Origin of the sequence: Pseudomonas sp. NCIMB 10586 (genome assembly GCF_023127895.1) — a bacterium.
Lineage (GTDB): Bacteria > Pseudomonadota > Gammaproteobacteria > Pseudomonadales > Pseudomonadaceae > Aquipseudomonas > Aquipseudomonas synxantha_A.
Map to the genome: position 1 here is coordinate 1 of NZ_SPKQ01000047.1, position 20129 is coordinate 20129.

Sequence of the window (20129 nt, forward strand, 5' to 3'; positions counted from 1 at the left end):
AAAAGCAGATCAAGATCAAGAGCGGCTCGCTTCGCATCGTGGTTACGGTTGGCTGCGGCTACACAAGCTGTGTCCATACCCATGCTTATCGGGGGCAAGCCCCCCTCCCACATTTTGACCGAGGTGTATTAGTTCAATACCTGTCAGTTGTCAGGCAGCACTCGCATTTGATCCATCGATCAATGAGGCTTCGAGGGGGGAAACAAGTTATCCAGCGTATCAATCAACCGCACCAGATAGATCGGCTTGCGAAATAGATCCAGCACCTGCAAGCGCAGCATATCGCTGACATCATCCATCTCGGCATGACCGGACATCACGATCACAGGCAAATGCGAGCGAGAGGTATGTTCGCGCAGGCGCTTGATCAAGGAGATACCACTTTCCTCGGGCATACGCAGGTCGGTGATAACCAGGGCGATATCGGGATTAAGTGTCAGTTCTTGCAGGGCAAAAGTAACGGACGTGGCGGTAAAGCAGACGAATCCCTCGTTTTCGAGGGATTCGGCCAACTCGATCAGCGCATCCTCCTCGTCGTCCACCAATAGGATTTTTTGGCGGGATGACGAGGGGTTGCTCATGGGCAGTACCTGATAAAAAGAATCACCGGAACGAAAACGTACAGCAGTTACGGTTAAGGCGCAGCTGGCAGCGCATCAGACACTTGCTTAAAGATGCCTTTTATCTTATCGCCAAGCCCAGTACCAATGCCGACGATAACCAACGCCACTATCGCCACAATAATCACATATTCAATAGCCGACGCCCCCTCTCTGCGACGCAGAAATAACTGGGCATGAATGTACAACTTCAAGAACAGGTCAAGGATCATAGGAAGATCTCCTTCATGCGCCACAAAGCGCCGTTACAGCTGGCCCGCACAATGATTGCCGTGTGCCACTAGAGCATTGTCAAGAAATTTAACACTCACAACTGTAAGAACGCATTAATCACAAAGTATTAGTCGCCGCAAACACGCCGCACATCCTGCATTTACAGGACCACCCTTGAACCTCAGATAATTTTTTCATTCGGTAATGGCATTTTGTCCTAGCTGAGCTACCTTCAAATAGCCAAATCGTTAGTTGTTCATCACAGCCAAGTTGCGAATTTAACTCGTTTGAAGTAACGGGAAAAAAGCCGTGCAACAGGATAGGGAGAGCCGTCATGAACAGTCGCATCAGCATGGTCCTGGCTGGCTTGCTGCTTGTTGGGGCTTTGATTGCAGGGTATTGGGGCCTGGTGCTTAGCCGTTCTCCAGTGCCAGTGGCGGCCCCATCACCAGAACCTGTCATTTCCGTTGAAAAAACCGTCGCCGTCGTCGAGGACCAGACCCGCCAGCCGGTGGTGGTGCTGGTACACGCGGTGCCGCCTTTCGTCGCTCTCACTGCCGCCGATGTGGCGGTGGAAAAACTGCGCACCGTCCCGGCCGGGAGCCTCACTAGTCTCGACCAGGCCATCGGCCGCGCGCCTTTGCGTGCCCTGGGTGCCGGCACCTGGCTGAACGAAGAAAGCTTCACCGCCGGCGGCCCCCTGGCCCGCATGATCCGGGCGAATGAACGCGCCCTGGCCGTGGCTGTCGATGAAGTCATCGGGGCCGGTGGCCAGTTGAGCCCCGGCGATTACGTCGATGTGTTGCTGTTCCTGCGCCAGGACAATGCCAATGCCGAGCAGTCGGCACAGGTGGTTATTCCGGCGATTCGCTTGCTCAGCGTCGGCGATCAACTGGGCCTGGCCAACGACGGCCAACCCGCAGTGCCGCCACCGGCCACCGCCGAAGAACGCGCCCAGGCGGCCCAACGCCGTACCTCCGCGCGTAGCGTCGTGCTGGCAGTGCCAGAACCGCTGCTGAGCCGGCTGATGCTCGCCTCCCAGGCCGGCACGTTGCGCCTGGCCGTGCGCAGTGCCGATGAGCAACTGCTCAGCCGCTACTGGGCTGGCGAAAGCGATACCCCGGACAAAGTGCAAAGCGCCAACCGCGACCTCTACCAATTCACTCAATTGGCCCTCAGCGGACCGCCGAAGAAAATCGCCCCCACGGTTGCCGACACCGGCCAGCGTCGCGGCGTCGAAGTGATTCGCGGCGCAGCGTCAGCACCCCAAACCCCCTGATTGAACAAGGATGCCTTGAATGAGCCAACGCTACGCTCAATTGGCCTTGGCCTTGATGCTGCCGTGCTTGCCCGTGGGCGTGGCGATGGCAGCACCGGGTAACTGCAACACCCTGGGCCAACTGCCCGCTGTGGTCGAGGTGGGCGAAGGATTGCAAACCGAACTGCACTCGCCGGTGGCGATCACGCGCCTGGCCATTGGCGACCCGAAAATCGCCGACGTGCGGGTCAATGGCGACCGCAATTTCCTGCTGACCGGCGTCGGCACCGGCGCCACCAGCCTGATGGTGTGGACGAGCTGCTCGACCGGCCCGCGCCAGAGCATGGTGTTCGTCAAGGGCAAGGCCACTTCGGCGCTGACCAGCCAATCGCTGTCGCCCTCCGAAGACCCGACACTGCCCAGCCAAGTGCAGACCGACATCCGCTTCGTCGAAGTCAGCCGTACCAAGCTCAAGGAAGCCAGCACCAAGATCCTCGGCATGGGCAAGAACTTCTTCCTCGGCAGCCCCGACCTGCTGTCTCCAGCCGAAAGCGTGTTCAAATTGCCGGTGAGCGCTGACAGCTTCAACATCGGTTTCGGTGGTGGGCGGGTCAAGGCATTGATCAACGCGCTGGAGAGCAGCGGCTTTGCCTACACCCTGGCGCGCCCGAGCCTGGTGGCCATGAGCGGCCAGAGCGCGACCTTCCTGGCCGGTGGTGAAGTGCCGATCCCGGTGCCCAGTGCCGGCAGCGATACCATCACCATCGAATACAAGGAGTTCGGCATTCGCCTGACCCTCACGCCCACGGTTATCGACCACAACCGCATCGCCCTGAAAGTCGCCCCGGAAGTCAGCGAACTGGATTACAACAATGCGATCCGCATCGAGGGCATTCAGGTGCCGGCCCTGACCGTGCGACGTACCGACACCAGCGTGTCGTTGGCCGACGGCGAAAGCTTCGTGATCAGCGGCCTGATCAGCAGCACCAACCGCTCCACCATCGCCAAGCTTCCGGGCCTGGGCGATATCCCGATCCTTGGCGCGTTTTTCCGTGACTCCAATATCCAGAGCGAAGAGAAAGAGCTGCTGATGATTGTCACCCCGCACCTGGTTCGACCCTTGGCGGCCAATGCGCAATTGCCGTCCTTGCCCGGCGAAAAACTGCGCAACTATGACCCGAACTGGTTCCGCCTGTTCTTCCTGGAAAACGGCAACTTCGACCGTCGCAGTGGACTTTCCCAATGAGCGATAGCCTGAGCCAGACCTTCCTGGCAATCACCCGCAACAGCACCGACCTGGAATGGCTCCAGGGTGCGCTGGCACCGCTGGGTCAAGTGATCAGCGTGGGCGGCGGCAGCCTCGACGAACTGCTGGCGCTGGTGGACGTGACCTTCGCCAACCTGGTGTTCGTGGGCCTGGACCGCGAGCACCTGGTGGCCCAAAGCGCCTTGATCGAAGGCGCACTGGAAGCCAAACCGATGCTGGCGGTGGTCGCGCTCGGCGATGGCATGGATAACCAATTGGTACTCAACGCCATGCGCGCCGGCGCCAGAGACTTTGTCGCCTATGGCTCGCGCTCCAGTGAAGTCGCCGGGCTGGTGCGGCGCCTGAGCAAACGCCTGCCGCCCACCGCGCCCAATGCCCACCTTGGCGGCCTGACCGTGCTCTACGGCGCCCAGGGCAATACCGATGGCGCCCTGCTCGCCAGCCACCTGGCGATGGTGGTGCAAAAGAGCGGCCAACAAACCCTGCTGCTCGACCTCGGCCTGCCCAAGGGCGACAGCCTCGCGCTGCTGGGCCTGGAGAGTACCTTCAATTTCGGCGACGCCTTGCGCCACCTGCGCCGCCTCGACACCACACTGATCAACAGCGCGTTCACCAGCACCGACACGGGCTTGCGCATCCTCGCCTACGCCGGCAACGAAGAGCCCCTGGAAGTGACCAGCGCCGCCGAGCTGTACATGCTGCTCAGCGCCCTGCGCCAGCACTTCCAGCACATCGTGGTGAACCTCACCGGCCAGGCTGACAGCGAAGCGTTGCGCACCTTTGTCAGCCACTGCGACAAGCTGCTGTGGTGCACCGACCAGGGCGTACTCGACTGTCGCCGCAACCTCGCGGTGCTGAACCTGTGGCGCGAAAAAGGCATGAAGCTCGACCATGCCAAGCTGCTTGTCGACCGCTATATCAAAGGCTGCGCCCCCGACACCGAAGCGCTGGAGAAAAGCTTCGGCCTTGAGTGCATCGCCGTATTGCCGCTGAGCCCCGAAGTGCGCCTGAACGCCAAGAACCAGGGGCAAAGCCTGTTCACTTTGGCACCACGCGAAGCCTTGACCCAAGCCCTGCGTCAGCTGGGTGAGCGCCTGGCGAAACGCTCCGAGGGCATTGCAAAACCCTCGACGCGCTGGTTCGAGCGCCTGTTGGGGCCAGGTCGATGAACGGCGAAAAACTCTTCGGCGCCCCAACTCGCGGCGCCGCCGCGCACAACGATCACGACGGCCTGAAACTGGTGCTGCATCGCTACATCATCGACGCCATCGAGGAGTCCGGACAGAATTTGCTGGAAGGCTCGCGCCAATCCCTGGCGCAATTTGTCATCGACAAAGTCGCCGAATACATCACGCGCATGCACCTGGCGATCTCGCGCTATGAGATGGAGCGCCTGGCCGAAGAAATCGTCGATGAGCTGACCGGCTTCGGCCCACTGGAAGTGCTGCTGCGCGATGTGTCGGTGACCGAGATCCTGGTCAACGGCCCGCACCGGGTGTTTATCGAGCGCGACGGTGTGCTGTACCAGAGCGACCTGCGCTTTATCGATGCGCACCATGTGGAGCGCGTCATGCAGCGCATCCTCGCGCCACTGGGGCGGCGCCTGGATGAATCCTCGCCAATGGTCGATGCGCGCCTGCCTGACGGTAGCCGGGTCAACGCGATCATCCCGCCGATTGCCCTGGATGGGCCCTGCCTGTCGATCCGAAAGTTTCGCAAGGACATGCTCAAGAGCAGCGACCTGGTGGCGATGCAAACCATAGACCACAGCATCTTCGAGTTCTTCCAGGAGGCGGTGGGCAAGCGCTGCAATATCCTTATCAGTGGCGGCACCGGTACCGGCAAGACCACGCTGCTCAATATCCTCAGCCAATTGATCAACCCCCATGAGCGCCTGGTCACCATTGAAGATGTGGCCGAACTGCAACTGGGCCACCCCCATGTGGTGCGCCTGGAAACCCGCCCGCCCAATGCCGAAGGGCATGGCGAGGTCAAAGCCAGCGACCTGATCCGCAACGCCCTGCGGATGCGCCCCGACCGCATCATTCTTGGCGAAATTCGCGGCGTGGAAGTACTCGACGTGATGACTGCCATGAACACCGGCCACGATGGTTCCATGAGCACCGTGCACGCCAACAATGCCCAGGACGCGCTGCTGCGCCTGGAAACCCTGGTGGGTCTGACCGGTCGCGTGGTGGCGGAAAAAACCCTGCGGCAAATGATCTGTGCGGCACTCGATGTGGTGATCCAGCTGACACGCCTGCCCGATGGGCGCCGGTGCGTCAGCGAGGTGGTGGAAGTGGTGGGCGTGCGCGATGACGTGTATGTCACCAATACTCTGTTTCGCCTGGACCGCCGTACCGGTTTTGGCTTCCTGCGCGAGGCGCTCAACCCGGCCGGTGACAAGCTGCGGCGTGAATCGGCATTGCCGTTGTAGAGGGCACCATGACCGGACTTATCTTGCTGCTCATCTGCATCCTGCTGATCAGCCTGTCGGTGTGGCTGTTCCAGCGCGGGCTGCGCCAGGCCGGCACCGACCGCGTGCTGGAGCGTCTCGCCGACGGCCAGCCGTTGCCCCAGGAACCGAACGGCAGCTGGATTGCGCTGGAGCGCATGTTCCAGCGTGCCGGCCTGGGCAAACCCACCGATCGCCTCGGGTTGTGGCTCAGTTGCTGGGCCGTGGGCATGTTGCTGGGCTACCTGCTGGCCGACTGGCTGGGTTTGCTCACCCTGTTGATAGCGCCGCCGCTGCTGCTGCGCTTGTACATTGCCTGGCGCTACCAGCGACGCGTGCAGCGCATGATCGAACAATTGCCGCAACTGCTGGACCACAGCGTGCGCAGCCTCAAGTCGGGCCGTACCCTCGCCGATGCCGTACTGGGTGCTATCGACAGCACCGAGGCGCCACTCAAGCAGGCCATGAGCCGCATCCAGCGCAACGTGCAGATGGGCGTAAGCCTGCCGGAATCTGTCAGCGACTTTGCCGAGTTCTATGAACGCGATGAGTTTCGCCTGTTTGCCCTGGGCTTGAAGGTCAACCACCGCTACGGCGGCAACGCCAGTGAATTGCTGGAGAACCTGATCAAGATGATTCGCGAGCGTGAGCAGGGCGCCCGCCAACTCAAGGCCATGACCGGTGAAACACGCATGACCGCTTATGTGTTGGCGGGCTTGCCCATCGTCATGGTGGGCTACTTCCTGATGGTCAACCCGGGTTATCTGATGAGCATGTGGAATGACGGTACCGGGCGCTATTTGTTGCTGGCCGCGGTGGCGCTCGACATCACGGGCACCTTCGTCATGTGGCGCATGTTGCGGAGTATCTGAAATGGCGATTCTGATCAGCATCCTGCTGTTGCTCGCCGCCGTCGCCTTGATAGCCGGCAACCTGCTGGAGCAACGGCGGCGCCAGCGCATGGTCAGCCAGCGCCTGCAAGGCCACCTGACCCGCGAAGACAAACTCGGCAGCCTGATGCGCCAACTGGGCGCCAGCCAGGTGGCCCAGCGCTCGGTCAGCCTGGACAACGAAACACAGACCCTGCTCAACCGTGTGGGCTGGCGCAAGGCCAACCAACGCTCGATGTTTGCCGCCTGCCAGGTCGGCGTACCGATCGTGCTGCTGGGCCTGACCCTACTGGGCCAGCAACTGCTGTTCCCCCATGCCGGCTCGCCGTGGATCGCGCCGGCGGTGGCCCTGGGGATTGGTTACCTGCTGCCCAAGCGCGTCCTGGCCCTCAGCGCCAAATATCGCCAGGAACGCATTGCTCGGGAAATCTCCACGTTCATTCCGCTGCTGCGCATCCTGTTCGAATCCGGCATGGCGGTTGAGCAATCACTGCGAGTGTTGAGCACCGAAGCCCAGCGCCTGCTCCCTGACTTGACCCATGAACTGCGCCTGATCCTGGCGCGAGTCGACTCGGGCCTGGAGCTGTCCGAGGAGCTGGGCAAGACCGCGCGCCTGCTGGCGGTGGACGAGTTCACCGACACCTGCATCATTCTTCAGCAACTGATTCAGCAGGGCGGCGGCGCGATGAAGTCGCTGCTGGCGCTCAAGCAATTGCTCGATGACCGCCGCCTGACCCGCCTGCAGGAATACATCTCGAAAATGTCGGCGAAGATGTCGGTGGTGATGATGGTGTTCCTGTTTCCAGCCTTGCTGATTGTGCTCGGGGGCCCGGCCATGATCGCCATCTCCCGCGCCCTGAATAACTTCTGAGGAGTCTGTTATGAAGCCACTGATTGTCGCCATAAGCGTGCTGATGCTGGGTGGCTGCGCCAGTAATGCCCAGGCTCCGTGGGCCGGCTTGCTGGCGCCCGGCAGTTGCCCCAAACCCAGCTCGGACCAGGAGCTGTCCTTGAACCTGGCCGACGACATGGCCAACGAAGGCAAGCTGCACGCCAGCCTGGCCAACCTGCAAAACCTGCCCGCTACCTTGCCTCAGGTGCGCCAGCGCCAGGCCCGCGCCTATCGCCTGCTGGGCCGCACCGAGGCCGAGCCGTTGTACCGCAGTTTGCTCGGCACCTGCCTGGCCGCCGATGGCGAGCACGGCCTGGGGCAACTGGCATCGGCCAAGGGCGACAATGGCCAGGCCATGGCCCATCTGCAACGTGCGGCACGCCTGGCGCCCACCGACGAAAAAATCCGCAATGACTTGGGCGTGGTGTACCTCGATCAACTGCGCCTTGAAGACGCACGCTTTGAATTCATGACCGCCATCGAACTCAAGCAGAGCGATCAATTGGCGGCGGTGAACCTGGTGACCTTGCTGATTTACCAGGACAACTGGGAGCAGGCCGCAAAAGTGGTCGGCCAACTCGGGCTGAGCCCCGAGCAAGTGACGCAGGCCCAGGCACGCGCGCAACGCATCAAGGGTGCGGCTGCGGCAACGGTCCGTCCATCCAAAGACCAGGTAGCGGCCGTCAGCGACACGCTGCCGGCGTCTGTGAAATAGGGAGCCGATGATGAAACTCCATTACCTCGCCAGCCTCGCATTGCTGGCCCTGCCCTACGCAGCATCGGCCATCGAGGCTGGACCGTCTTCGCCGCAGCAGGCGGAAACAGAAAACTGGATGGCCCTGCAACTCAGCGGGCGCGCAGCCTCGGCCAACCCGCAAAAGACCACGCCGGCGGAACGCGAGCAGGCGCTGAAGCGCTGGCTGGACAGCAACAAGCATCCGATCCCGGAGTTCTTTGATCAGAAGGTGGGCGGGTCTGCGCAGAGCGGGAATAAATAGGGTGACTGTGGGAGGGGGCAAGCCCCCTCCCACATTGAATCTCTACCTGCTTTTGCTCTGCCGTTGACTGGGCTTTCAGTGCGCCGTCACCCGCTGGCCCATCGCCGAGTTGCTCGGTGACAACGCCAGCGCCAACTGTGTGCGATTGTGCATATGGGTCAGGCGCAGCACCTGGGACACATACAGCTTGACCGTGTTCTCGGTGATCCCCAGTTCACAGGCAATCTGGTAGTTGGTCTGCCCCTTGCCGACCAGGCGCGCCACGTCCAACTGGCGCGGAGACAACTGATTGAAGATCGCCGGGATTTCCACTGGCCCGGCTTCGTCAGCCATCGCCTCGCCGTCGCTGGCCTTGGGCGCCGGGTTGCGCCGCACCTTGTCCAGGTCCATATACAAGTCATTGATGGATTCGGACAGGTACTGCAACTTCTGGTTAAGCGTACCCAGTTGCAGGTCCTTTTGCCGCTCCTCCAATGCCGCTTCCTGGCGCTTGAGGCCTTCGAGCAGTTCATCCAGATTGATCGGTTTCTGGTAGTAATCGGCGATCCCTGCACGCAGGGCCTTGATCACATCCTGCTTGTCGGCGCGCCCGGTGAGCATGATCGCTTCAAATGCACGATGCTTGCCGGCGACGCGTTGCAACGCCTGAACCAGTTCGATGCCATCCATGTCCGGCATATGCAGATCGCACAGCACCAGGCCGATCAGAGGGTCTTCGCTGAAACGCTCTATAGCTTGTTTGCTGGACTCGCACGGGACACAACGGTACCCGCTGCTTTCAAGAAATTCACAGAGCTCCTCTACGATTAACGGTTGGTCGTCGACTACGAGCACTTTTACTGCTGATGTAAGCTTGTTCACGCGCTACTCCATGCCTGGCAAGCCAAAAGATGACCTATCCTTTCTGACGAAAAATCCCACAACCACTCATTAAACGTAGACGTACTTTCTGACTATGTACATAGCATTAATCCACCTGAATGACTAATGGATCCAAAGCCAGCAGCCCACGTAACCTGTCAAAACAAAGGGTGCAAAAGGCTGTTTTGTTGACACTTGCGCCTCTCCCTCGACCTGGCTTGAGCTAAGCCCTTGATGCATAAGTGCCCAAGCCACCATGGCGATGCCCGCGCCAATCAGAGACCCCAGCAGATACTCGGTATTGGAGGCCAGGCCCAGGGCTGCCAACAACTTCACATCCCCGGCGCCGAAGCGGCCCAACGCATAACCCGGCAGGGTCAGGGCGAGCGCCAGCACCAGGGCCAGGCCGCCATCGCTGCGTGGAGCACCGAGCCACGTCGAGCCGGTCCACAGCAGGTAGATCAACGCCAGTAATCCGACGCCCAGGGTCAGCGTATTAGCAATTTGCCGCTCACGCATATCCTGTAAAGCGCACAGCCCCAACCACAGCAATATCACTACATTCTGGATCACGTAAAAAACATCCCTTTTTGCCGAATGATTCTATGCTGATATCAGGTACTCGCCTCAGGGTAGACGCAGTCATGAAATCAGGCCTCCCGAGAAAGCAAAAAGGTGCGGCGGCGATCGAGTTTGCCTTGGTCTTCGTAATCTTCTTTGCGGTGTTCTACGGCCTCCTCAGCTACAGCTTGCCGCTGCTGCTGATGCAGTCGTTCCACCAGGCGGCGGCAGAAGGCGTGCGCCGCAGTGTGTCACTGGACCCAGGCACCGCAGGCTATTCGGCTTTGGTTGTGCAGCGCGCCAAAGATGCAGCCCAGGCGCAGTTGAACTGGATCCCCGGCTCCTTGAATTTTTTGCCCGGCTACATCACCGCCACTTACACCAATAACTTGCTGACGGTGAAAATCACTTATCCATCAGCCAACATCAAAGCGGTATTGCCGGCCCTGGTATTGCCTGGCGTTGGCACCGTTCCGAACCTGCCCACCAACCTGACCGCTACCTCGAGCCTTCAGTTTTGACGACGGGGGATAAATTGTTCGCACGCCTGCGCGGGCGCAGCAGCGCCTTGGCCCTGGATGCCCCGGCAACGCCTGCGCCGGGCCTGCAGTTGCAACTGGACAACCTGGGCCAAGTGCTAAGCATTGCCGGTAGCCTGCGGCCTCTGCTCGACCAACACCTGGTCAACACGCCCAACCCGCCGTTGCGCACATTGCTGTGCCCAAGCAGCGCGCTGAGTGTCGAAGGTGCACCGCCGCAATGGCAACGACAGGGTCTGGACCTGGACTTTCAGGGTGCCGCCGGCCTGGTTCTGCACACCCGCGGCTGGCTTGAGCCAGAGGGCGACGGCTGGGCCCTGCATCTGCTGGATGTCACCGACCTGCTGGCCGACCGGGCACGGATGCAACAGCGCGAACAGAACCATCAACTCGCTGGCCTGATGAGCGAACAACTGCGCGTGTGCAGCTTCAACCGCCTGCCACAGGTGTTCAACGAGCACCTGCGTAGCGTGGCCCAGCGCTGGCGCATACCTTGCGTAGCGATGGCGCTGCTCGACGAAGACGATCAGGGTTGGCGCATCTACAGCCAATACGCCGCCCATGATGCCCCGGCCCTGTGGCAAACCGGGCAACATCTTGGCACCAGCCTCGACAGCCTGAACGGCAACATGCCTCTGAACCTGGACATTGCTCTGGGCCGCAGCGAAAACCCGCGCCTGCACAGCATCTTCGGCAACGTCGGCGGTTTGCTGGTGCCCTACCGCGACAGCCACGGCGTGGCGGCCTGGTTGTTGTGTGGCTGCTACGACGGCCAGGTGGATCACACCCGCGAACGTGACTGGCTCACCCTGTGCGCCGCCCTCGCCGCGCCACTGTTGAGCCGCCTGCGTGAACAGCGCCACCACCAACAACTGGAACGGGTGGAAGCCTTGCAAGGCCTGCTCGGCACCGGCTGGTGGGAACTGTTGCCCGCCACCCAAGAGATCCAGCTTGCGCCACAATTGCTGCGCAACCTGAGCCAAGAGGACGGCCCCACCCGCCAGGCCCTCGACACCTGGCTCGGATTGATCCACCCCGCCGACCGCCAAGCCCTCAATAGCCGTCTGCAAGATCTGCAAGCCCTGGGCAAGCCGTTGCTGACCAGCGTACGCCTGCAACGCACACAGGCCGAGCAGGCGCCGCTCTGGTATCGCATACAGGGGCAAGTGCTGGGCGTGGGCAGTGAGCGGCGCTGGATCGGCTTCATGCTCGACATCAGCGACATCAAGAACCAGCAACTGCAAGCCGCCTCCGCCCATGCGCGCCTGGACAACCTGATTGCCAGCTCACCGGCGGTGATCTATGTACAGCGCTACGTCAACGGCGCGCTGCACCCGGCGTTTTTCAGCGCCAGCCTGTTACCGCTGCTGGGCTGGACCTTGGCCGAGTGCAACCACGACACCCTGGCAACGCTGATCCACCCCGACGACCGCGAACTCTACTTTGAACGCACCCGCCAACTGCTGCGCGAAGGCACCGTGCGCAGCCGCTACCGGTTGCGCGATAAACAAGGCCATTACCACTGGCTGCTCGACGAAGCCAAGCTGTTGCGCGATGACCTCGGCCTGCCGGTGGAAGCCGTGGGCCTGTGGCTGGACGTGACCGAAGCGACCCTGGCGGCTGAGCAAGTGCGCCAAAGTGAGGAGCGCTACCGCATCCTGGTGGAAGACTCACCGGCAATGATCTGCCGCTACCGGCCCGACCTGATCCTGACCTTCGGCAACACGCCGCTGGCCAACTACCTGGAATGCCAGCCCGCCCAATTGCCGGGCATTGACCTAGGCCAATGGCTGTCGGATGAACAGCGCGCGTCCTTTGTGCAACGCATCGCGCGATTGACCCCCGAATTCCCGGTCAGCACCGCCGAGATCAGCCTGCAACTGCCCGGACGCGAACATGCCTGGTGGGTGTGGTCCGACCGTGGCGTGTTTGATCAGCAAGGCACCCTGGTGGAAGTGCAAGCCGTGGGCCGCGACAACACTGAAGTGCGCCGCTCACAACAACAACTGACCCAAAGCGCCAAAATGGCCACCCTCGGCGAAATGGCTACCGGCCTGGCCCATGAGATCAACCAGCCGCTGAACGTAATGCATATGGCCGTCGTCAACGTGCTCAAGCGCCTGGGCAATGGCGATGTGCAAATCGACTATCTCACCGAAAAACTCCAGCGCATCGACGCCCAGGTGCAACGCGCAGCCCGGGTGGTCGACCACATGCGCGTGTTCGGCCGTCGCTCGGAAATCGAGCAGCAACCGTTCGACCCGGCGCAAGCGCTGGAAGGCACCCTGGCGTTGCTCAGCGAAGGCTTGCGTGGCAAAGGTGTGGAAGTGCGCATCACACCTGCGGACTTTGCGGTGCAGGTCAAAGGCTACGTCGATCAGTTGGAACAGGTGCTGATCAACCTGATGGTCAACGCCCGCGACGCGCTGCTCAGCCAGCGCGAAAAGAATCCCGCACTGCGCCCCTGGATTGCCCTGTACAGCGAGCATGACCGCCACCATGTACGCATCTGGGTCGAAGACAACGCAGGCGGCATTGACCCGCGCTTGCTGGAACGGATTTTCGAGCCGTTCTTTACCACCAAGCCGATTGGCGTAGGCACCGGGCTGGGGCTCTCGGTGAGCTATGGGATTGTAGAAAACATGGGCGGGCGCCTGAGCGTCAGCAATGGCGAGGCGGGAGCGAAATTCTGCGTAGAACTGCCCATCGTCCAGGATCAGATCACCAGGTAAGCCCGGCCCATATGGCAGGTGAGGTTGGCGCCAACTTCGGCGTTGCCCAAGTTGATGCCCAAGGCACTGAGCAACGTGTTGACGATGGGATCAAGGATCGGCGACAGCACGTTCTGGATCAGCCCCACCACCGCCGTGGTGATTGTCGCCAGCAGCCCGGCGACGCCAGCCAGCGCACCGTTGGATACGCTGCCGCTGGGCGGTGCGTAAGTCACCTGCAAGCCATTTAAAGTCGCCGCCAGGCTACCGACGATATCGGCTGTGCCCGGCGCGAACTTATAGGTCGGCGGCGCATTCATCTCGGCAACCGGCGAAAACACCATCGTGCTGGTTTGCGCGGCAATGGTGGAGTTGGCCTTCAACAGCAAACCGCCCCCCACATTGGGTGTACGGGTGGGGCTGCACAACAGCGTCAGGACAACACAGTAGCGCTCGCCAAAATCGATCAGCCTGACAGGCTGCACATTGACAGGTGCGGATGAAGAAAAAGCCGCTACCGGATCCACCGTACCAACCGCCAGGGTAGCCAGGGACGTAGTGGTTTTCACCGTCAAGGATTTGGAGGCCGGCGAGTCGCAATTGAAGTCCGTGACATGGGTTTGCGCGCTGCCGGCTTCAATGTAAATGGCCAGCGACGTCGTAACATCAACATCAGCCACATTGCAGGCCACCAGGCATAGCACCCCTCCCACCACTGCCGGCAGGTTGAGGTTCAACAAGCCCTTGACCACTTGAGACACCGGCGTACCCAGCCCCGTCAATATGGAAGCCACGCCGGACACGGCCTTGATAATCGGCGCCTGTACGGTCACCAATGTGCGCACTTGCGCAGTACGCACAAAAATCTGATCGGTCGGAGGGACATTCAATAAGCCCTTCTTCGCCAATGCCGGATTGCCAATGGCCGACAACTGCGGCGGCTCAATGACTTTGGTCTGGATCGAAACGTTGCCCACCAGCGGAATAGCGATTTGCGCCGCCGCACTCACGGCATTCTTGCTGCTGGACAACTGCGCCACCGCTTCGAGCAACTGAAACAGTTGCACATTGGTATTGAGCGCCGCCGTCGGCGTGCCAGTGGCGATGTCGATCAGGTCCCCCACCGTCAACAGCTTGGAATTAGGCGCAATCGCTTCAATAGAAATCACGTCATTGATCACCGACGTGACCGCCGCGCCGTTTTTCTGCAAGACCTTGACGGCGGCATCGATCAACTGGGTAGCGGAGACGGCGGTGTTAAGTAATGCATCGTAGTCTCCAGCCTTTACCTGCAAGTCGATCGCTAACTGGTCCAGATAACTGAGCAGGTTGACGTTGGTCTGCAACAAGCCGTTCCAACCGGCTGCCGTGAGCGACAGGTTGCCCCCCAGCAGGTTGCCGATGACCAGGTTCAGTATTGGCGACTTGCTCGAATCGACACTGGCCAGGCTGCTGCGGATCGACAACTGCGCTACCGGAGGAGGCGTCGCCGCGACAGCGGTGGCGCTCAGGTTGATTTGCGCGGTGATCGGCGCGCCACTAAAGAGGTTCCACAGACCGTTGGCGATGCTGCTCATCACCGTGCGCGAAGCCACCACGCGGATCGCGTCGCTCTTGGTGGCATCGGCGGTAAACACCCGAGTGTTCAGGGCGTTGGTGGCCAGGGTCCCGCACGTTACGGCCAAGGTGCGGCCATTGCCGACCACAAAACCATTGCGCGCAGCGTTTTGCGTGGCGTAGGCGTTGGCCGTGGTGTTGGCGCCGCACTGACCACCGAGGCCGGCCGCTTCCAGCGCCGAAGTATCGGCGACGGACTGCAGCTTGCGCTTTTCCAGATACAGACGCCCGCTGTCGACCGCCAGCAACGTAAACACCAGGGCCAAGGCCAAGGTGCCTGCCGCCATCAAGCCTATTGCCCCACGCTGCCTGGAACCGAATCGGGGAGACATCGAAGCACTCCTGCGCTAACTCACCGGGGTTGCACTGGAGTGTAGACAAGGGACAGGCAGGTTGCTGGCAACTCGCCATATTGGCGACTGGCGGAGATGTTCTTGCCATTGGAAAATTTGTGGGAGGGGCGGTGTTGATTAGTGCGGTGGGTAGTTGGAAAGGATTTTGGTCACCGTACTGCGGATGGCCTTGCTGCGATCTTCCGGATTAGGCGTGCTGGCCATCATTTGCTCGTCGCTGCCGCGCCACACCAGTTTGCCGTCCTTGCCGTCGAGCAGGTCGATCTGGATGGTCGCCACTTTATAGGTGATGTTGCGCGTTTCGTTGTACATCGGCGCGCCCCAGTAGCCATTCCATGGGCCGCCCCAGGCGCCGCCGTAGTTGGTGGTGACTTGTTGCTGGCGGTCTTCGACGATCAGGTACGCCTGTACATTCAGGTCGGCCTTGGTACCTGCCGCTGCCGGGCGCAGGCCGCGTTGGTCGAGTTGCTCGCCCACGGCCTGGCGGATGCGCTGCTCGGTAAGGTCGCTCTTGATCCGCGGGTCATCGGGGCGGTACTGCAACGCCGGGTCTTTCCAGGCCCAATTGCGGTAGGCGCCAAAGTCGCGGCTGGCGTCGAAATCGTGGTTGACCTGGTTGCTCTGGCAACCGCCCAGCAACACAACAACAGCAAGTGCAGCGATGCGACCCAACATGATGTTCTCCAGAAAACGACATGAACCTGAAATGAGAATAGCTGCTAACTGGGCGGATAGGCAGCCATTGCCTTCTGCATCGCCTTGCGCAAGCTATCGGCGCGCTCACTCAGGCTGCCCTGGCTGGTGGTTTCTGCGCTGGTGCTCCACACCGGCTGGCGGGTGCGGGCGTCGAACAGGCTGATGCGCGCCACCGCCACCGTCACTTCATAGGTGCGTACCACAGGCACTGTGTTGTACATGCCATAACCGTTGCCATAGCGGTTGTAGCCACTGTAGCCATACCCGTAATCGTCCTGGACCTGGCGCAGGCGCTTCTCCAGGCGCACATCGGCACTCACCAGCAGGTCGGGCACACGGTTGTCATGCAAGGGGCGCAGGCCGCGCTGGTCGAGGGCGCCGCTGACCGCCTCGGCAATCTGCGCCGAATCGGCCCAGGCCGTACCCGCCGGCAGTTGGCCGTTGAGCCAGCCCCAACTGCGATAGGCGCCATAGTCGCGTACTGGTGCCGGATAGGCGCTGGCATCAAAGGTCGTGGCCGCCTGCGCCGGAGCCGGCGGCATCGGCGCTGAAGCGGCGACGTAAGGGTTGGGGCTGGAGCACGCCCCCAGCCCCAGGGATAACAGGATTAAACCGAGACGACGCATTTCGACCTCCGCAGACTGGGCCGCTTAAACCGGACGGCAGATCCAGTGCAAATAACGCCCAAGCCCGGCAAAGCTTGGGTGACGACGATGAGCGAGCTCCATCTCCAACAAGTCCTGCAAATCGGCGCGGGCCTGGAATTCCATCGGCATGTAGTCGTGAAACACCCGCACCCCACTCTGGCTTTCGACCTGCCACAACCCTTCGAGTTGCGCCGCCAATTCCCGAGGGTCGAGCGGTTGCTGCGGCGTGAGGCTCTGCTTTTCACCGGCCATGTCGTTCTTGCGCATTTTGCGAAAGTGGCCTTTGAGCAGGTTGCGGTAAATCAACGCATCGCGGTTGTAGAAAGCCAGGGACAACCAGCCGCCGGGCAGCGTCAACCGATGCAGCACCGGCAGGATGGCATGGGGTTCGGCCAACCATTCCAACACCGCGTGGCACAGCACCAGATCGTAAGGCTCGGTGAGTTGGCCGAGCAAGTCTTGCCATGGCGCATGAATAAACGTCGCACTTTGGCCGGCGTCGGCAAAACGTTGGCGCGCACCGTCGAGCATCGGCTCAGCGGGTTCAGCCAAGGTCACCTGGTGGCCGCGCTCGGCCAGCCACAGCGACATATGCCCCAGGCCCGCGCCGATATCCAGCACGCGCAACGGACGATCAGGCAACGCTTCAAGCAAGTCAGCCTGAAGCACCGCCAGGCGAATCGCGCCCTTGGCGCCGCCATAGATTTTCTCGGCAAAACGCGTGGCCAACTGGTCGAAATGACGATCACTCATGGGCAAACCGCCGCTCGCTGTCGGCCAACTTGGCACGCACCACTTCATTCATGTCCAGGCCCAGCTCACTGCACAGCAACAGCAAGTACAGCACGATATCACCGACTTCCTGGCCCGCATGGGCGAGTTTATCGGCGGGAAGCTGGCGGGATTGGTCTTCAGTAAGCCATTGGAAGATTTCCACCAGTTCGGCCATTTCCACACTGGCGGCCATGGCCAGGTTTTTCGGGCTGTGGAACTGCTTCCAGTCGTTGGCATCGCGGATGCGGTGCAGGCGTTCGGTGAGGTGTTCGAGGTTCATTGGGGGGCTCCTGAATGGGTATAGCTTCAGGGGGATGGGGATTGAAGGCAAGTGAATAGCGGTGGTGTTCTCAAGGGCGCTATCGGGAGCAAGCCCCCTCCCACACTCTGATTTGTGAACACATTTCAAAATGTGGGAGGGGGCTTGCCCCCGATGAGGCCCTAATCAACCACGCTAAACTCAAGCCTCGCAGTTTGCCCGGCCTCATCCAACACGCTGAGCTGATAGCGCCCCAGCCGCTCAAAACTGGCATTGATACTGTCCTGATTGGCGCTATCACCCAACGGCGCGCCATTAAGGAACCACCAGCGCCGACCGCTGCCGCCCAACGCGGAGATTTTCAGGCGCAAGGCTTGTTGGCTGGCCGCGGGCAGGCGCAACTGGTCGCCCTCGCGCACGCCCACAATGGACAATGGCGAAGCCGCAGCCAGCGCCGGTGGCGGGCAATCCGGGTCAGGCGCAGGAATGCGCGCTTCACGGCGCTCAACCCTTGGCAACCAGGGCTCCAGCGGCGCGGGCCACAGGGCAATATGCCTCGGCACCGCGCCAGGGCAATGGGCATCAACCCGCAAGCCCTTGGCATTGACCCAGATGCTCTCCATCAGCCCCACGCTCAAGGGTTGATCCAATGCCTGCAAGGTAGGCGGCGTAGTGTTGTCCAGGGTCCAGGCAAACCGCTGGCGCCGGCAATTGGGGTCACTGCGGGCCATGGGCTGGCCCAGCGGCCAACAGATTGCCGCCACGCCGATATTCGCCGGCACCGGTTTGACCGGGGCACTGATGCCGCGTTGGCTGTCGCGGTTAGTCAGCACGTCATGCACCTGCAGCATCAACGGCGCCGCCGACGCCAGGCCGAACTGGCCCGGCACGGGTGTGCCATCGGGCCTGCCAATCCAGACGCCGATCAAATAACGCGGGCCCACGCCAATCGCCCAGGCATCGCGAAAGCCATAGCTGGTGCCGGTTTTCCACGCCAGCACCGGGCGTTGCACCAGCTCGGCACGCGGGTCGCGGTCGGGCCGTGCCTGGCCGCTGAGGATGCGCCGCACAATCCACGCAGCCCCCGGCGACAGCAAAGGCCGCTCCCTGAGCGCGTCCTCCGGCTGTAGTCGCAACGTCGCGCTTTTGCCATCACGGGCCAAGGCGCTGTAGCCGCTCACCAGGTCCTCCAGGCGACTGCCCGCGCCCCCGAGGATCAGCGCCAGGTTCGGCTCGGCCAGCGCCGGCAGCGCCAACGGCATGCCGCCGATGCGCATCTGTGCGGCAAAGCGCTTGGGCCCGTAGGCTTCCAACAGTTGCACCGCCGGCAGGTTCAACGAGCTGGACAGCGCCGTGCTCGCCGGCACCGCCCCGGTAAAGCCCATGGAAAAGTTGCCCGGCCGATAATCGCCGTAACGCCGGGGCACGTCCTGCAACAGGGACTCGGAGTGAATCAGGCCGTCGTCCAACGCCATGCCATACAGGAAAGGCTTCAGGGTCGAACCGGGCGAGCGCAGCGCACTGATCATGTCCACGTGGCCAAAACGCTTGGTGTCGTTGATATCCACCGAGCCCAGATAGGCGCGCACTGCCATGCTTTCCTCTTCCACCACCAGAATCGCTGCCGAGGTGTGTTCCGGCAGGCGTGCACGCCAACCCAACAGGAGGTCTTCGAGGCGGCGTTGCAGGGTGGCGTCCAGGGTGGTGCGAATCAGCGGCGGGCTGTCGGGGCGGTTCAGACGCCGCGCCAGCAACGGCGCCAGGCTCGGTTCCAGGCGCGGGGCGAGCAGCAGCGGTTCTTCCAGGGCTTCATCAACCGCAGGCTGCGGCCACACCTGGAATTCAGCGAGGCGGCGCAGCACTTTGTCGCGGGCCTCCTGGGCACGTTGCGGATGACGGTCCGGACGCAAGCGACTGGGCGCCTGGGGCAATACCGCGAGCAAGGCGGCTTCGGCGTGGGTCAGTTGTGAGGGCGACTTGCCCAGATACGCCCAACTCGCCGCTGCCACGCCCTGCAGCGTGCCGCCGAAGGGCGCACGATTGAGGTAAAGGTTGAGGATTTCGTCCTTGGACAGGTGCCACTCCAACTGCGCGGTACGCCACAGTTGACGCAACTTGCCATGCAGGGTGCGTGAATGCGGGTCGAGCAAACGCGCCACCTGCATCGACAAGGTACTGCCGCCGGACACCACCCGTGCACCGGTCAGGTTTTGCCAGGTCGCGCGTACCAGCGCTAGCGGGTTTACCCCGGGGTGTTGGTAAAACCAGCGGTCTTCGTAAGTGAGCAGCGCGTCGAGATAATACGGCGACACCTCGCGCGTCTGCACCGGGTAGCGCCATACGCCGTTGGCATCGGCAAATCGCCACAGCGGCGTGCCATCTTCGGCCAGCACCACACGGGCCAGGTCGTCCTGGGGCAGGGGCAATGGCCAGATACGATCGGCCAGCCATAGCACGGCGATTACCAACAGCAGGCTCGCCAGGGTCCAGCGGGCAACAAAACGCAAATTCAAGCGGC

20 protein-coding genes are annotated in these 20129 nt (G+C 61.7%); 10 read left to right on the top strand and 10 right to left on the bottom strand.

The genetic code is table 11. The features are described from left to right. Window positions 1-179: 179 nt before the first annotated feature. Both E4P01_RS22240 and E4P01_RS22245 read right to left on the bottom strand, forming a co-directional pair. Window positions 180-581 carry a response regulator gene (locus E4P01_RS22240; protein WP_032878083.1) on the bottom strand — a complete coding sequence of 134 codons (402 nt, stop codon included), beginning with the start codon at window positions 579-581 and terminating at the stop codon, window positions 180-182. A 53-nt stretch (window positions 582-634) separates the two neighbouring features. Then, window positions 635-832, bottom strand: coding sequence for a Flp family type IVb pilin (locus E4P01_RS22245; RefSeq protein ID WP_032878084.1), 198 nt, complete (start codon window positions 830-832; stop codon window positions 635-637). Window positions 833-1167: 335 nt separating this feature from the next. On the opposite strand from E4P01_RS22245, the gene cpaB reads away from it, so the two are divergent. From cpaB to E4P01_RS22285, 8 genes are read left to right on the top strand one after another with little or no spacing between them, the layout of a single operon-like run. Continuing rightward, window positions 1168-2112: a Flp pilus assembly protein CpaB gene (cpaB, locus tag E4P01_RS22250; RefSeq protein WP_216090689.1), complete on the top strand. Its 945-nt coding sequence runs from the start codon at window positions 1168-1170 to the stop codon at window positions 2110-2112. A gap of 19 nt (window positions 2113-2131) precedes the next feature. After that, on the top strand, window positions 2132-3337 hold the full coding sequence (locus E4P01_RS22255; RefSeq protein ID WP_032878086.1) for a type II and III secretion system protein family protein: 1206 nt from the start codon (window positions 2132-2134) through the stop codon (window positions 3335-3337). Next, entirely contained in the window at window positions 3334-4527 is a 1194-nt protein-coding gene (locus E4P01_RS22260; RefSeq protein WP_032878087.1) for a pilus assembly protein, read from the top strand. The genes E4P01_RS22255 and E4P01_RS22260 overlap by 4 nt, the downstream gene beginning before the upstream one ends. Further along, window positions 4524-5795: a CpaF family protein gene (locus E4P01_RS22265; protein WP_032878088.1), complete on the top strand. Its 1272-nt coding sequence runs from the start codon at window positions 4524-4526 to the stop codon at window positions 5793-5795. The genes E4P01_RS22260 and E4P01_RS22265 overlap by 4 nt, the downstream gene beginning before the upstream one ends. Window positions 5796-5803: 8 nt before the next feature. Then, entirely contained in the window at window positions 5804-6685 is an 882-nt protein-coding gene (locus E4P01_RS22270) for a type II secretion system F family protein (RefSeq protein ID WP_216090688.1), read from the top strand. A gap of 1 nt (window position 6686) precedes the next feature. Continuing rightward, window positions 6687-7574 carry a type II secretion system F family protein gene (locus tag E4P01_RS22275; RefSeq protein WP_005784440.1) on the top strand — a complete coding sequence of 296 codons (888 nt, stop codon included), beginning with the start codon at window positions 6687-6689 and terminating at the stop codon, window positions 7572-7574. A gap of 10 nt (window positions 7575-7584) precedes the next feature. Next, window positions 7585-8310 carry a tetratricopeptide repeat protein gene (locus E4P01_RS22280; protein ID WP_216090687.1) on the top strand — a complete coding sequence of 242 codons (726 nt, stop codon included), beginning with the start codon at window positions 7585-7587 and terminating at the stop codon, window positions 8308-8310. Between the two features lie 10 nt (window positions 8311-8320). Next, window positions 8321-8593, top strand: coding sequence for a DUF3613 domain-containing protein (locus E4P01_RS22285; protein ID WP_032878092.1), 273 nt, complete (start codon window positions 8321-8323; stop codon window positions 8591-8593). Between the two features lie 75 nt (window positions 8594-8668). Here the strand turns inward: E4P01_RS22285 and E4P01_RS22290 are convergent, their stop codons facing one another. Together E4P01_RS22290 and E4P01_RS22295 are read right to left on the bottom strand one after the other, a co-directional pair. Continuing rightward, a complete protein-coding gene (locus tag E4P01_RS22290; protein ID WP_032878093.1) occupies window positions 8669-9454 on the bottom strand; it encodes a response regulator transcription factor in 786 nt (261 codons plus the stop codon). A gap of 123 nt (window positions 9455-9577) precedes the next feature. Further along, window positions 9578-10027: a prepilin peptidase gene (locus E4P01_RS22295; RefSeq protein WP_078820193.1), complete on the bottom strand. Its 450-nt coding sequence runs from the start codon at window positions 10025-10027 to the stop codon at window positions 9578-9580. A 71-nt stretch (window positions 10028-10098) separates the two neighbouring features. Between E4P01_RS22295 and E4P01_RS22300 the strand changes: the two genes are divergently transcribed. Further along, window positions 10099-10536: a TadE family protein gene (locus E4P01_RS22300; RefSeq protein ID WP_032878095.1), complete on the top strand. Its 438-nt coding sequence runs from the start codon at window positions 10099-10101 to the stop codon at window positions 10534-10536. Continuing rightward, the gene (locus tag E4P01_RS22305) at window positions 10533-13286 is read left to right on the top strand and encodes a PAS domain-containing sensor histidine kinase (protein WP_216090686.1); all 2754 of its coding nucleotides are present in this window, start codon (window positions 10533-10535) and stop codon (window positions 13284-13286) included. The genes E4P01_RS22300 and E4P01_RS22305 overlap by 4 nt, the downstream gene beginning before the upstream one ends. Here the strand turns inward: E4P01_RS22305 and E4P01_RS22310 are convergent. The 6 genes from E4P01_RS22310 to pbpC form a co-directional block, all read right to left on the bottom strand. Beyond that, the gene (locus tag E4P01_RS22310) at window positions 13271-15214 is read right to left on the bottom strand and encodes a pilus assembly protein TadG-related protein (protein ID WP_216090685.1); all 1944 of its coding nucleotides are present in this window, start codon (window positions 15212-15214) and stop codon (window positions 13271-13273) included. The genes E4P01_RS22305 and E4P01_RS22310 overlap by 16 nt on opposite strands. A 138-nt stretch (window positions 15215-15352) precedes the next feature. Further along, window positions 15353-15910, bottom strand: coding sequence for a DUF4136 domain-containing protein (locus tag E4P01_RS22315; protein ID WP_032878099.1), 558 nt, complete (start codon window positions 15908-15910; stop codon window positions 15353-15355). Between the two features lie 44 nt (window positions 15911-15954). Further along, the gene (locus E4P01_RS22320) at window positions 15955-16557 is read right to left on the bottom strand and encodes a DUF4136 domain-containing protein (protein WP_032878100.1); all 603 of its coding nucleotides are present in this window, start codon (window positions 16555-16557) and stop codon (window positions 15955-15957) included. A gap of 24 nt (window positions 16558-16581) precedes the next feature. Beyond that, window positions 16582-17331, bottom strand: a complete 750-nt coding sequence (locus E4P01_RS22325; protein WP_216090684.1) for a methyltransferase domain-containing protein — start codon at window positions 17329-17331, stop codon at window positions 16582-16584. Then, window positions 17324-17632: a MazG-like family protein gene (locus E4P01_RS22330; RefSeq protein WP_078820190.1), complete on the bottom strand. Its 309-nt coding sequence runs from the start codon at window positions 17630-17632 to the stop codon at window positions 17324-17326. Before E4P01_RS22330 ends, E4P01_RS22325 begins: the two co-directional genes overlap by 8 nt. A gap of 161 nt (window positions 17633-17793) precedes the next feature. Further along, window positions 17794-20124, bottom strand: coding sequence for a peptidoglycan glycosyltransferase PbpC (gene pbpC, locus E4P01_RS22335; RefSeq protein WP_078820189.1), 2331 nt, complete (start codon window positions 20122-20124; stop codon window positions 17794-17796). Window positions 20125-20129: the final 5 nt, after the last annotated feature.